The 14,172-nt window shown below is 33.8% G+C and carries 13 protein-coding genes and 1 tRNA gene; 10 read left to right on the top strand and 4 right to left on the bottom strand.

Annotated features, from left to right (window positions below):
* The first annotated feature begins 76 nt into the window (after positions 1-76).
* Positions 77-931, top strand: a complete 855-nt coding sequence (locus QXQ25_03125; protein MEM0160700.1) for a presenilin family intramembrane aspartyl protease PSH — start codon at positions 77-79, stop codon at positions 929-931.
* On the opposite strand, the gene QXQ25_03120 is transcribed toward QXQ25_03125, so the two are convergent.
* The gene (locus QXQ25_03120; protein MEM0160699.1) at positions 921-2,870 is read right to left on the bottom strand and encodes a molybdopterin biosynthesis protein; all 1,950 of its coding nucleotides are present in this window, start codon (positions 2,868-2,870) and stop codon (positions 921-923) included. The genes QXQ25_03125 and QXQ25_03120 overlap by 11 nt on opposite strands.
* Complete coding sequence (locus QXQ25_03115; GenBank protein ID MEM0160698.1) at positions 2,867-4,093, bottom strand: molybdopterin molybdotransferase MoeA; 1,227 nt, start codon at positions 4,091-4,093, stop codon at positions 2,867-2,869. Before QXQ25_03115 ends, QXQ25_03120 begins: the two co-directional genes overlap by 4 nt.
* Positions 4,094-4,171: 78 nt before the next feature.
* Here QXQ25_03115 and QXQ25_03110 point away from each other — a divergent pair, with 78 nt between their 5' ends.
* The 4 genes from QXQ25_03110 (at position 4,172) to QXQ25_03095 (ending at position 7,548) form a co-directional block, all read left to right on the top strand.
* Positions 4,172-5,143 carry a 2-hydroxyacyl-CoA dehydratase gene (locus tag QXQ25_03110; GenBank protein MEM0160697.1) on the top strand — a complete coding sequence of 324 codons (972 nt, stop codon included), beginning with the start codon at positions 4,172-4,174 and terminating at the stop codon, positions 5,141-5,143.
* A 65-nt stretch (positions 5,144-5,208) separates the two neighbouring features.
* A tRNA-Ser gene (locus tag QXQ25_03105) sits at positions 5,209-5,293 on the top strand.
* A gap of 365 nt (positions 5,294-5,658) precedes the next feature.
* Positions 5,659-6,873, top strand: a complete 1,215-nt coding sequence (locus QXQ25_03100; protein MEM0160696.1) for an adenosylhomocysteinase — start codon at positions 5,659-5,661, stop codon at positions 6,871-6,873.
* A gap of 33 nt (positions 6,874-6,906) precedes the next feature.
* The gene (locus QXQ25_03095) at positions 6,907-7,548 is read left to right on the top strand and encodes a metallophosphoesterase (GenBank protein MEM0160695.1); all 642 of its coding nucleotides are present in this window, start codon (positions 6,907-6,909) and stop codon (positions 7,546-7,548) included.
* On the opposite strand, the gene QXQ25_03090 is transcribed toward QXQ25_03095, so the two are convergent.
* Positions 7,545-8,312: an ATP/GTP-binding protein gene (locus QXQ25_03090; GenBank protein MEM0160694.1), complete on the bottom strand. Its 768-nt coding sequence runs from the start codon at positions 8,310-8,312 to the stop codon at positions 7,545-7,547. The two genes, QXQ25_03095 and QXQ25_03090, sit on opposite strands and share 4 nt — an antisense overlap.
* Positions 8,309-11,593: a DNA polymerase II large subunit gene (locus QXQ25_03085; GenBank protein MEM0160693.1), complete on the bottom strand. Its 3,285-nt coding sequence runs from the start codon at positions 11,591-11,593 to the stop codon at positions 8,309-8,311. The genes QXQ25_03090 and QXQ25_03085 overlap by 4 nt, the downstream gene beginning before the upstream one ends.
* Positions 11,594-11,785: 192 nt before the next feature.
* Here QXQ25_03085 and QXQ25_03080 point away from each other — a divergent pair, with 192 nt between their 5' ends.
* The 5 genes from QXQ25_03080 to QXQ25_03060 all read left to right on the top strand — a co-directional run bounded on the left by QXQ25_03080 (position 11,786) and on the right by QXQ25_03060 (position 14,160).
* Positions 11,786-12,145, top strand: coding sequence for a hypothetical protein (locus QXQ25_03080; protein MEM0160692.1), 360 nt, complete (start codon positions 11,786-11,788; stop codon positions 12,143-12,145).
* Positions 12,146-12,148: 3 nt separating this feature from the next.
* Positions 12,149-12,778: a ribonuclease HII gene (gene rnhB, locus QXQ25_03075; protein MEM0160691.1), complete on the top strand. Its 630-nt coding sequence runs from the start codon at positions 12,149-12,151 to the stop codon at positions 12,776-12,778.
* Positions 12,779-12,782: 4 nt separating this feature from the next.
* Positions 12,783-13,115: an SCP2 sterol-binding domain-containing protein gene (locus tag QXQ25_03070; protein ID MEM0160690.1), complete on the top strand. Its 333-nt coding sequence runs from the start codon at positions 12,783-12,785 to the stop codon at positions 13,113-13,115.
* A complete protein-coding gene (locus QXQ25_03065) occupies positions 13,112-13,285 on the top strand; it encodes a hypothetical protein (GenBank protein MEM0160689.1) in 174 nt (57 codons plus the stop codon). Before QXQ25_03070 ends, QXQ25_03065 begins: the two co-directional genes overlap by 4 nt.
* 284 nt (positions 13,286-13,569) lie before the next feature.
* Positions 13,570-14,160, top strand: coding sequence for a hypothetical protein (locus QXQ25_03060; GenBank protein MEM0160688.1), 591 nt, complete (start codon positions 13,570-13,572; stop codon positions 14,158-14,160).
* Positions 14,161-14,172 lie beyond the last annotated feature (12 nt).

Raw genomic sequence — 14,172 nt, 5'->3', positions numbered from 1 at the left:
TGCATCTTTAGTATATATATATTTAGATTGCCGGAACCAAAAGATTTATAGATATTGTACTAGTTTAGAGTAATTAATGAAAGAATTAGAGGTTAGTCTCATCAATGTAAGTTTACTATTTATCATTACTCAGCTATTTGCAATAGTACTTCTACCTCTATTTCCTGTTAGTTATCAGGCTTTTCCAGGACAGGAAAATAATCCTCTCTTAATTATCTATTTTATAGTATCGCTGATCGCCGTGACTGCATTTATTTTGTTTTTGGCAAGAAAGCATTTAGACAAAATTATCAAATACATGTTCTATCTGGTCATTTTCCTTGCTTTTTTATATGTTATCCCGCCGATACTGTATTATTTAAATATACCTTTTTCAGAGTATCTGTCGTTTATCATTCCAATAGTTATAATATTTTTAGTAATAGTTAAGCCAGAGTGGTACATTGTAGATACTGTTGGCGTAATAGCCGGTGCTGGAGTAGCTGTAATAATAGGTATGTCGTTGGGTGTTTTACCGGCCATATTACTGCTCGTAGTATTTGCAATATATGATGCTTTGGCGGTATACAAAACAAAGCATATGGTGTCTCTAGCAGAAACTGTAGTATCTAATAAAGTACCTGCTCTTTTTGTAATACCTAAAAACTCAGAATTTTCATATGGAAGTGATGTTAAATTATCCGAAAATACAGAAAGAGGAGCTTTCTATCTGGGATATGGAGATGCGATAATTCCGGCAGTACTCATGATCTCTTCTATGGAATATCTAAACATTTTTGTCGGATTAACAGCTCTGTTCGGAAGTATTGTTGGCTTGATATTTTTATTATTTCAGGCAACAAAAGGAAAGCCTCAGGCTGGGCTCCCATTTTTAAACACTGGCGCTTTATGCGGATTTTTAATAGGATATATTATTTTCATTATTTTATGATCTTTCCTGCATCAGTTATTCTATATCCTTTAAAGTTTGATTCCAGCAATTTCTTAAACTGCTCACTTCTTAAAGACTCTAGAAACAATTGAACATATTCATTTTCTATGTTCTCTTTTAAAATTAGAAAATCGTAATGTTCTTCCGTTAATGGAATAAAACCTAGATCATATTGATGCGCAGTATGTTCTATTGCTATACCTATATCTGCCCTGCCCTGCGCTATAGCAGCTCCTACTGCTGAATGAGTTTTTGCCTCATTTTTGTATCCTCTAATGTTTTTTGTAATGTTTTTAAATTCTGAGCCATAAATCTGTTCTAGATAATAATCTATAAGAGTTCTAGTACCTGAACCTTGATTTCTGTTAATAAATATTAAACTTTGATCAACGAGATCTTTAATAGATTTTATATTAAAAGGATTTTGTTTTTTGAACACAATACCTTGCATTCTTTTATAGCCAGAGATTAGATTACAGTTGCTTAAACCGTACTTCTCTAATAAATACTCATTATATTTTAAACTGTTTTTGTCTAGTAAATGCACCCCAGATATATGCGATTCTCCACGAGATATTGCAATTACTCCGCCCATAGACCCTATATTGATGATTTTGACAGAGAGTTTTCTGGGTATCAAGCTAATCAAGAGATCTACCCCTGGGTCATGACTGCCTATTAATATCAGATTACTGGGCTCTAAATTTTGGGAAAACAAAGTTACTTTCACTGATTCTCCCTTTTCTAAAAATTCCCGGTTATCAGGAGTTTCTATATATCCATCTGCATAGTTTAGCTTATAAATAGAGCCGCTGTCTCCAACGACTGGATATGCTGTGTATCGTGAAGATTTAATTATGTTTACAGGCACTAAGTTAGTTTTCCCTAATGCGGTTTTAAGTTTATATGGCAGCTCTGCATTAATAGTTTTTTTGCTTTCATGACTTATCTCTAAGATATCATAAATTGTAGGTATCAATATAGAGTGTACAATCATCAGTGCAGATACTGGAAATCCGGGCAAACCCATCAATATTTTACCTTTATGGATAGCGCACAAAGTAGGCTTTCCAGGCTTTACCTTCACTCCATGAAAGATCGTACCGGGATCATCAAATTCGTATAATATTTTGTACAACACATCCCCTTCTCCGGCAGACGTGCTTCCAGAGGTTAAAATAACATCGTATTTTTCTAATGCTTTCAAAATATAATCTTTGATAATATCAAAATTATCTTTAAGTATTCCTAGATAATCTACTTTAACCCCTGGGATCTCTTCTAAAACAGCTTTAATCAACAACCCGTTAGTGTCGTAAATCTCACCTTCTTGTAACTCTGTTCCCTGTTTTACAAGCTCGTTGCCAGTAGATAATATTGCAATGTTTAACTGTCTTTTTACATTTATAGTTCTGAGCCCTACAGAAGCTAAGATGCCAAGCTCTCTAGCTGTTATCACACTATTTTTCCTCAACACTATATCTCCTCGCATTATATCTGATCCTGCCTGACTAATATTTTCTCCGGGAACAGTAGCCCTGTATATTTCAACTTTATCTTCAACTTTTTTTGTGTATTCTACCATTACAATGCTGTCTGCACCAGAAGGAACTAAAGCGCCAGTGGCAATTTCTATACAATTTCCGTTGCCATGTAGCAATAAAGCTTTTTCTCCTATCTTTGCCATGCCTTCAATATTTAGAAGAACCGGATGATCTTCTTCGGCATATTCCACATCTTGAGAATTAACCGCATAACCATCCACTTCAGCTCTATCAAATGGTGGGGAGTCAATGTTGCTTTCTATATCCTGCGCCAGTATACGATGTATAGAATCATCAATGTTTACAGTCTCTGAACCTAACCTAATATCCGCAAATTTTAATATTTTCATCTTTGCTTCTTCTATCGAAACCATGTCATGAAATACCAAGCTCATATTTTTTCACCTACTTTATCAAACATCTGAACCGCTACGAGCTCATTTTCTTCAATTCCCTCTTTTTTTTCTGGTATGATAACCATGCCATTGGCTTTTGTCAGAGATGACAGAATTCCAGATCCTGTTATGCGCATTGGCTCTACTCTGTACGTACCATCTTTTAAATATACATACACTCTCAGATAGGATCTAACACCTGAGGGATTGGCTACTTTTCTTGTCATGTAGCCGTTAATAATAGATGGAGTATAGTCATCTATTCTAAGTACTTTCTTTATGAACGGCCAGATAAAAACATCAAAAGATACCATTGCAGCGACCGGAAAACCAGAAACTAAAAACACAGGTTTATCAGCTACTACTGCAAAACCTGCAGTTTTGCCAGGCCTCGAATTAACGCCGTTAAAATATACTTTCCCTAAAGAATCCAGAGCTTCAGGCACAAAATCTTTTCTGCCTAAACTTGTGCCCCCCGTAGTAATCAAAATATCCACTGTTCCTAATGATTCCCAGATCCTGTTTTTTATTAATTCCAGATCATCTTCTACTATTCCTAAATCTAAACATTCTATATATTGTTTGTATAATAAACTTAAAATAAATGGTCCGGTAGAGTTTCGAACTTTAGGTTCTTTGCCAGTTAATTCAGTGCCTGTTACTAGCACTCCCACCTTAAGTTTCGAATATACCTTTAAAGATTGAATACCAATCGCTGCCAATGCTGCAATATGATAGGGCTTTATTATTTTATTTGCATTCAGTATTACATCCCCTTTTTTGAAATCCTCTCCTTTAAGAGATATATTTTCAAATTTACGCAACGGTTTTAATACTTTGATTTTTTTATCATCAATCTCCACATCTTCTGCCATTACAACTGCATTAGTATTTACAGGAACTTCATTTCCAGTATAAATCTCAATCGCATCATTATCTTGTTCTATCCTGGAATTCAGGTTAAATTCGAGAGGATTTGAAGCACTGGCACTAAGTGTATATTCATAATTCAATGCAAAGCCGTCCACTACAGACCTGTTAAATTCCGGTAAATCTTTATCTGCTAAAATAGTTTCGAAATTGATGCGCTCTATAGCATCTTTAATATTTACAATTTCAAAGCTGCTAGGTTTAACAAGATCTGAAAAGCTATAAATTATTTTTAATGCTTCATCTATAGGGGTTATATTTATAAATCCATACATGGTTTTTTTGTTGTTCATCACTATTAATATTATTTTATAAAATATTAACTTTGCGTGATAAAACTATATATAATATCATAAATTATGTCTTTTTTGATGAATATTGGAATAACAACAACAGTGCCGATAGAACCTTTGTTTGCTTCGGGAAACGTGCCATATGATTTAAATAATGTATTTATTTCTTCTAATAATCCTGTAAAATATATAGAGTTTGCAGAAGAGTCTGGATATCCTGCCACAGTTTGTAGCTGGATCAAAGGCCTTTATTCGGTGGCAATCGAAAAAAAGATGGATCTGGTGGTAGGAGTGATCCGTGGTGATTGCAGCAATACTGATTCATTATTAGAAACTCTTGAAAGTAAAAAAATAAGGACTTATCCCTTTTCTTATCCATACCCTAAAGATGAGAAGGCATTAAAAATAGAAATTGAAAGGCTTATGAGATTTCTGAATGTATCCTATTCTGATATCGATGCAGTATTACCTAAAATAGAGGAAGCAAGAAACCTTGCATGGAAAATAGATGAATTAACATATCGAGAAAATAAGATACATAGTGAAGAAAATCATAGTTATCTGATATCAACGAGTGATTTTAATAGCAATCTTGACCTTTACATTAAAAATGCTAAAAATATAATAGAGATTAGTGAAGCGAGAGATCCCATAAAACACAGTATCAGACTGGGGTATGTCGGGGTTCCCCCAATTTTCCTGGATATATACAATTTTTTAGAGAAAAATGGTGCTTATGTAGTATTCAACGAGGTTCAAAGGCAATTTTCTATGCCATATCCTACTTTAAATTGGATGGATCGATATCTATCATATACCTATCCATATTCAATCTTTGACCGGATTAGAGATATTAAAAAAGAAATAAAAACAAGAAAAATCGATGGGTTGATCCACTACGTGCAGAGTTTCTGCCACCGTCAGATTACTGATATGGTGCTCAAAGAAAATATAGATGTTCCAATCTTAACAATTGAAGGAAATCAGCCTATAAATCTCGATGAAAGAACTAAGATTAGGCTTGAAAGTTTCATAGATATGCTATTATGATTTGAATATTGTTTCTTATAATACTAAAAAATATAATATATCCAGAGATATATCGTACCTAATATGCCGAGGTAGCCTAGTCCGGCTAAGGCGATAGATTCGAGATCTATTGCCCGTAAGGGCCCGGGAGTTCAAATCTCCCCCTCGGCGCTTATCTAAAAGTTTAAACCTATCTGATTGCAATGATTACTTATGACCGCGATGGATAAAGTTATTGAAAAAATATAGATAAAACGTATTATTGAACCACTAAAATAAAAGAATTTTTGATATACAGCTTTCCAATACCTTAAAAATTGGTCATATATATACCTAAAAAGCTCATAAATAAACGTTCATGTTATTGGATACAGTAAAAAAACCAGCATACACACAATTTTTGTAAAGTTAGGGTTAAAGGTGAACTCTTTTGCCAGATAACAATAATATAATATCAAACACACAATATTGAGTTTTTGCTCGTAACTGTTAAAAAATCGGAAAAAATAATTAAGCGGGAAATATTATCATTATTTATGACAAACGAAGGTGTGTTAAGATTAAATTGGGCAAAATCTCATATGTTCATACTGAACGAGATAGAAAATAGGTTTAGAAAGGAGAAACCTTTTGCAAATTTGAAGATTGGTATGGCTTTACATGTAGAAGCAAAGACTGGAGTGCTTGCGCTAACGTTAAAGAACGGAGGAGCAAAAGTAAAATTAGCATCTTGCAATCCTCTCAGCTCCGATGATCTTGTTGTTAATGCCCTGAAAGAGAATATTGATGTTTATGCTCGCAAGGGAGAATCTGACGAAGAGTATTATGAAAATCTGAATAAAGTATTAGACTTTGAGCCTGACATAATAATTGATGATGGTGGAGATTTAACATATTTAATACATAAAAGTAAGGACTTTAAAGTGATTGGCGGAAATGAAGAAACTACAACTGGTGTTGTAAGACTAAAAGCATTGGAAAAAAAAGGTGTTTTAAAGTTTCCGATTTTTGATGTAAATGATGCAAAGATGAAACATCTGTTTGATAACAGGTATGGAACTGGACAAAGCACTATTGATGGCTTAATGACCGCTACAAACCTCTCATTGGCAGGAAAAAATATAGTTGTTGCCGGTTATGGATGGTGTGGAAGAGGCATTGCAAACAGGTTAAGAGGATTAGGAGCAAAGATCACTGTAACTGAAATAGATTCTGTCAAGGCTGTGGAAGCTCATATGGATGGCTTTAATGTTACCACCATGATAGAGGCTATTAAAAATGCAGACTTTGTTATCACGGCTACGGGAATGAAAGATGTAGTTAGGGCCGAGCATTTAAAGGTTGCAAAGAACGGATGCATACTTGCCAATGCCGGGCATTTTGATGTAGAGATATCAAAACGAGATCTCGAAAAGATGGCTATTTCTAAAAGCAATGTTAGAAAAAGCGTGGATTTGTACGAGTTTCAGGATAATAGAAAAATATATCTTCTAAGTGAAGGCAGACTCGTAAATCTTGCTGCCGGCCAGGGACATCCTGTTGAGATTATGGACCTGAGCTTTTCTCTGCAAGCGTTGACTGCCGAATATGTGGTTAAAAAGCGTGATACTTTAAAGAACAAGGTATATTCAGTTCCTGAAGAGATAGATGAATATGTAGCTGAAGCGGCATTAAGAAACTTTAATATCTCTTTAGATAAGTTAAATGATGAGCAAAAAAGATATTACGAAGATTGGGAAACGGGAACATAACTTATTTTTTATTTCTCAAATTGGATGAAATTGATGAAAATATTAGCACTTGCAGATTTGCATTCCAAAGTGTCTTATTTTTATATAGAAGAGTTGATAACTAAACATAATCCAGATTTGATAGCAATTTTGGGGGATATTACAGATTTTGGACCAAGTGAAGCTGCTTCAGACATTTTCAAGTTGAATTATACTACCATGCTAACGATCCCTGGAAACTGCGATCCACCAAAAATACTGGAAATGATGAATTGTTACAATGTCATAAACATGCATAAGAATGTATTTTTTGTAAATGAATATAGATTTGTAGGATTTGGTGGTGCAGATATTTCGACAATAAACATGGGCATTGAGTTCACAGATCTGGAAGCATATGATTACCTGTTAAATAATCTTACACAAGATTCGGTACTGTTATTGCACCAGCCACCATATGGCTTTTTAGACACGCTCTTTAAAGATCGTTCAAGACATGTTGGCAATAAGGGTATTAGGGCTGCAATAGATAAAATTCCGCCCAAATTGATACTTGCCGGACATCTGCACGAAAATCAAGGTGTTTTAAAACATGGTAATACTGTAATAGTTAACCCCGGCGCTGCAAAAGATAGAAAATACGCAGTCATAGAACTAGGAAAAGAGATCTTTGTTAAATTGTTTAGTGAAGATTAACGCTTTTCGATATCTTCGCCGCCATAATAAATTTGCTGGATCTGATTATATATTTCTTCGAAACCAGTACTATCTTTTGATGATGTAACAGTTATGTTTCTGAATACTTTCAAGCTCTCCAAAGCCTTAAAAATTTCAAGGTTCAGCATAGAGTTAAATTTTACTTTTTCATTCATCAATGCTTCATAAAGCTCGTCAGAATTTTCGCTCCATTTTATAATTTGATCGAGCGTTTCATTGCTTATTAAATCAGATTTGGTAAGGATGTTCATATACGGAGATTGAAATCTGAAAAATACAGTATTAGCCAGCAAAAGCTGTGATATCAAACCTGAAGGAGTAGACGCTAATATCGGATCTATCATAAATGCCAGCATTCCTTTGTTCTCGCTTAGTGTATTAAAAGTATATTCACTGGAAGTTCTGAATGCAAACAGTTCCAGTTGCCCAGGCGTGTCGAAAATCGCGTAATCAGTATCAAAATTGTATATCTCGTTGTTTATATTATCGAGGTTATTCACTATGAAATCTGCTGCTAAAACCTGCGCACCGTTCGGGCCAAGGTTATATTCTGCCATGATGGAATCTAATGAGATCCATTCTCTAATATCCACATCAGGTGTATATGGCAACGTCTCAACACCCGGATCTAGATTGATTATTATCGCTTCGTAATTTTGATCTCGCATCCAGTCTCTAAAGGCACCTGTTAAGGTGGTTTTTCCAGATCCTGCAGGTCCCACTACAAATAGATTTGCAATCATAAAAAATCCTCCAATTTTTTTATATTTTTATTAACTGTCTTTAATTCCTCAGTTTCTGAGAAGATAGAGTTGATAGATGATTCAAGTAAATCGATTCTCTGCTTTGTGTAAAGCGGTACACCAAAATTCTCAGCTATGTTCTTTGTGGTTTTTAAATACTTTTCAATGCCACCCTTATAGGTGGTAAGTATAACGTTTCCACCACATTTCTTGCATTTTCCATTTAACGGGATTCTTCTGTATATAGTATTACATTTGCTGCATCTGAATGTCTGAGTTCCAAACTTTCTGAGATTTCCCATAATATCGGGGATAAAGTGACTATTTATGACCCTTGAAGCTACATCTTGAGCGTCTACAGCTCGGATCTTTACTGCTAAATTCAGCTGTGCATCAGTTTTTTCTTGCATGTTCGCGAGTGTCTTATATGCACTGTCTATAACTCCATTATTTATGTTTTCTGTGGCATTGCTGAACATATATCCATCAAAAGGATCATTATCAATAATAGATTTTATGGTCTTTATATATTTAGAGATCTCTTTTGGATTCTTATATTCCAAAGATGCATGATAAAATTCCAAAGGATAATGATCCATGATCTCTACATTTAAAGCTTCTTTATCAATCTCTGTGGGATCGATTCTTGTAGAAAGCAATAATGGTGCATCCATCAAAGCCCCGCGTGTTGATGGTAAAAAATGCCTGGAAAAATTTATCAGTCCATCCAAAAGTAATAGAATAGAATCTTCGTCTCCATCGCAGTTTCTTCTCTTGGCAGCATGAAAAAAAGGATGTGCAAAACAAACATGTGCATCTGTAAATCCTATAATCCTGGCCAGCACAGCTCCAGAAGTATGTGGAGATAACCCCATTACAAGTGTCCCAATCACATCATTTAAATCTTTAAAATTATAAAACGCAGGTAGCCTGTAATATTTAACTAAAAGGTCATCTATAAAATCTCCTACTTTTTTGATATATTCTCCGCCAGATCTGGATATTACCAGATCTTGCACCTTTAAATTGCATATTTGATTCTCATTTACCAGATCCTTTCCAGTGTAATCTTTTGAATAACCGAGTTCATATGCTTTAGATAACGTTAGCCCTATTTCCACCGGCTTAAAGTGAGTCATGGCGAGATCGCTCATATCAAATCTGATTGTTCCATCCTTATATACAAAAACATTATGAATCGCTCTCAATATTCCCTTTTCTAAATTTTCTGATAAAAACTCTTTAGAGATCAGCCCTTTTACACCTTTTACTTCTGGTGTCTCATCTAAGCCCAGATTATTTTTAGCATTTTCCCATATTTCGTCAATTTGCAATTTTTTAGTTTCTGGCCTAATAAATTCAGTTAACACCATGCATTTCTGACAAACTGCTGAAGTGGTATAATTATTACATTTCGGGCATTTTCTAATCCCGATCTTGATCTCAACTTCTCCGTTATTTTCATTGCTTTCAGCAGCATTTTTTATGGACCTTTTATGATGAGGTGTATCCCCTATTGGAAAAAGTGCATGAACTGGTGGGTCCATCTTACGTTCTGCAGCTTTTTCAGGCCTGCCCATTCTAGCACCAATTCTTGATAAAGCTCGTGGATATATTTTTACTGAAGCAAGTTCATTTATATAGCTCATAGAGTCCTTAGCTACACTATCTCTTACTTTATATATTTTAGAGTTTCTTATCTCTAATCCTAAACTGTATATAAGTGCTTTCCCTAATTCTGAAATCTCATAATGATCTGTTTCTTTATGCAGTGCGCATAGTTCTATTAATATATTCTTTATTTTATCGTCTTTTTTTATAAATAGTGTATTATTCTTAAACGTTGAGTTTTCAATGAGATAATCTCTTAAGAATGATATGTCTGAAACCTGTACATCGTGCCAGAATAATGTATATTTGGGATGTAAAGGTACCTGTTCTTTAACAGCTAATTCCCATATATAATCAAAGTCTATATTATTAGTATATGATATACCCTTGTTAATAATCTCTTCCTTCCACCAGTCTTCATTAAAGCTCGATGGAATAATCGGATGATTATTTTCTAAAAATTCGCCCACCCCTATCAATATCTCTCCCACATCAATTATTCTCGCAATTTGATCTTTGTACTTTTTAGCATCTGATACAGTATTGATCTGAATCAGGTCCCCATTTTTCAAAAGCACGATCGGTCCCTCAATAGAATCGCAAATTGTCACTCCGCCCGCTTTCCCTGGTCTTTCTAGTTTAAGTTGTGTACCTATTGCTATAAAGTCATCTAGAACAACCATAGTTGCAGGATTAATTTCTATTGTAGCCAACCCTCCAGTTCTACTCCTACCATATCTTAGCCTGAACCCACCCACAGCACTGGGGTGTGAAAACACAGGTCTCCCACCAACTACATCTTCTATGAACTTTTCAGATGGTTCAACGTTGACTTTATCATCTCCCTTTTTAATTATTTTTTCCAGAAAATCCCAACCGTCAATCTTTAGCTTATCTACTATTCCTTTAATTTTTCTAGATTTTAACACTATTCCCTCTGCCAGCACTAAACACATACCCCCTCTTATTCTATTTGTCTGAACTCTTGGCAGATTTCGGTATCCGCTTATCTCTCTCTCAATGGTACCTTCTCCATCAATGCACACTTTACAATTTTTTACAACCGTTTCAATTTCTTCTGAAGTTGGTACATACTGTAAATGTTCTTCATGAGAATATAACTGAATCTCTTCTTTATATCGTTCGATCTCTTCTAAAGTTGCATTATATGCACTTATACCAAACTCTTTTCTGACAATATCTGCTATTAATACACTCATTGCCTGGGCCGTACCACCAGCACTTCTTATTGGCCCTGAAAAATAAATAGATAAATATTCTGAATTATCTTCATTACGCCCTATTTTTATGTCTGTGATCCCCTCCAGTGGTGCTACTAAAATTCCCTCTGTCAAAATCGCTAATCCGGTTCTCACGGCTTTGTTAATAGCATACTCTCTGTTATTTTTGTATTGTTCTGCTACTTTTTTAGCAACCATTATTGCAACTGTTTCTCTATCTATTTTTTGGGACAGTAACTCTCTAATATATTTGGAAATAGAAATTTCAATGATCTGCTCTACCCTGCTGGCCATGTCTTCTGCCAGAGGTATTTCTACCTTCAATTCAGGATCTTTTCCCAGAGCCCTAGCTTTATCTGCCAGTTTATAACATTCTTCCACTTTTTTTTCTAAATTTTCAAAATAATTTTTCATTTCATTAGATATCATTTTACATAGACTCATGCAAAACGGTATAAAATAATTTTTTTATTTGTACTGTACAATATTTTTAGATATAATTTTTTATTATAAAATCTATATTATCATAAGTATAAATTTTTAGCTCGCTTTTACCTTCAATCTGATAAGGGAAAAATCCAGCTCACAAATGTTAAATACTACCTATAAATATGGTTTTTTATGGCTAAAAAAGAACAAAATAAAAAAGATGAAGAGTTACCAGAAAATGAGTATTTACAGACACTTGAAGAAGAAATAGAAGAATTATTGATTGCATTGATAATAGACATGAAGAAGAAAGGAATATTTGTAGAGAAAGATGAGGAATTTGATGTATCAGATAAATTCTTAAAGGATATTAAAAAAGAACTTAATGGATTAGAGATAAAAGATGAAGATGAATCCATTGCTGAGGCAATAGTAAATACCATAAAAAAATATTATTCTGATTCATTAGAAGACGAAGAATTATTTCCCCGTGGAGATATTGTGATGGGATATATATATGAAGAGCTCCAAGATTATTTAGATAATAAATAAACTATGATTATTGCAGGATTAGATGAAGCTGGGAGAGGCCCTGTAATCGGTCCTTTGATAGTTGCTGGATTTTCTTGTGAACTGGATAAGTTAAAAGATATAAAAGTTAGAGACTCCAAAACTTTGCTTCCAAGAGCTAGAACAATATTATTTGAGAAATTAGAGAATATAGCAGATCAAATTATAATAAAAAAGATAGATGCATGTGAGATAGATAATTTAAGGAAGAGCATGACACTTAACGCCATAGAACTAAATGCATTTGCAGAAATTATTAATCAGATGCATTGTACCACAATTTACGTCGATGCGGTAGACGTTAATGAAGTAAGGTTTGGGAACAATATTATGAAGCTAACCAACAATAAATATAAGATTATATCAGAACACAAAGCAGACAGTACGTACCCAATCGTATCAGCGGCTTCTATAATTGCTAAGGTTACAAGAGATCGAGAGATCGAAAAATTGAAAAAGATCATTGGTGATTTTGGGTCAGGATACCCTTCTGATCCTAAAACAATCACATTTTTAAAAAATTACTTTAAAGAGCATGGATCATATCCGAGATATGTTAGGATGTCTTGGAAAAGCATTACAAATTTAAATACTCTGGATCTATATGGATTGTGAAAATATGAAAGAAATCTTAGATAAATTAGCTAATAGATTCAATGAACGTGCAGATAAAAATGATAAATTGAAGAAAAGCATTGCTGGATTAGAAAGAAGTATCCAGATTGAGTTTACAGATAATGGTTCTTATTATCTTTACTTAAAGAACATGCACTTGTCAGAGGTACTTGAAGGCACCATTGAAAAACCAGATATCCGAGTTCAAATTACCACTGAAAATTTTAATATGATATTGAATAAAGAGCTAGATGCACTTTCTGCATATATTACAAAAAAGCTAGTAGTAAAAGCATCTTTAAGCGATAAGCTGTTGTTGACGGATCTTTTGAAATGACCAGATTTAAAATATGCCCGAAATGTGGATCGACAAATATCTATTATGAAGGCGGCATGATGATGGGAGAGATTTATAAATGCAATGACTGTGGTTATATCGGGTCATTAATTTTGGAAATAGACGAAAAAGACTATGAAGAGTTTGTAAAAGCGCTGAAAAACAAGTAATAAAAGAGCGTCTTTTCTGTTGTAATAATTGATAAATAAAGATTAGCAGGGTTACCTTGCCTCTCCACATTACACAACGTTTCTGATTCATAGGTTAAATTCTATATTGATTATTTTATAAATAAACCGCTAAATACAGTGTTTAGATAAAAAATTATCTATTATTAACCCTCTGAATTTTTTATTGTCTGAGATAAGTCTGACGTTCATAATAAAAAAGTTTATATAATAGTATTATATAATGTATTATTGTCAGACATAAATAAGACAAAAAGATGATAAAAATGATCAACATTAAAAAAACTTATGGCATTTTAAAAGGCATGTTCTACGCGGTAGTAATATACGCTTTATTATGGTGGATACCTATTTTTGGGCCTATGATTTCTGGTTATGTTGCTGGGAGGAAATCAGGAAGTCCGGTAAAAGGATTAGTTGCAGTATTGATTCCTGCTTCTATTGTGATTATATTTATTTACATGTTATCTAACTTCCAAATAGTTTATACCTTACATGCAGAATATTTAAAAAATGTATTTTTGTTCGTATATGTCCCATTAAATGCATTAAGCAATTACATATCTAACTTTAATAGCTTTTTACATTATATTCCACCAAATTTATTAATACTGGCAATATTTGCATACATTGGAGGTGTAATGAGCCTTCATATACAGAATGAAAGCGTTAACAGTGAAAACAAAAAGATAAAAGAATGGCAAAAGCATCCTGAACCAATAGATAATAATTTGGTTGAAGAAACTATAGAAAAACCGAAGATTCATCCACTCATTAAAAAAGCAGTTAAGCAACGGCACAACGAGTTTAAAAGAAGAAAGAAAGATGAAGATATAGGTGGTTTTGATACCTTATAACTCCTTTAATTT

The organism is Thermoplasmata archaeon (genome assembly GCA_038729465.1).
GTDB lineage: Archaea > Thermoplasmatota > Thermoplasmata > Thermoplasmatales > ARK-15 > JAVRLB01.
The sequence above is the reverse complement of the archived record's forward strand: the minus strand, read 5'-3'. Positions and strand labels throughout refer to the sequence as shown.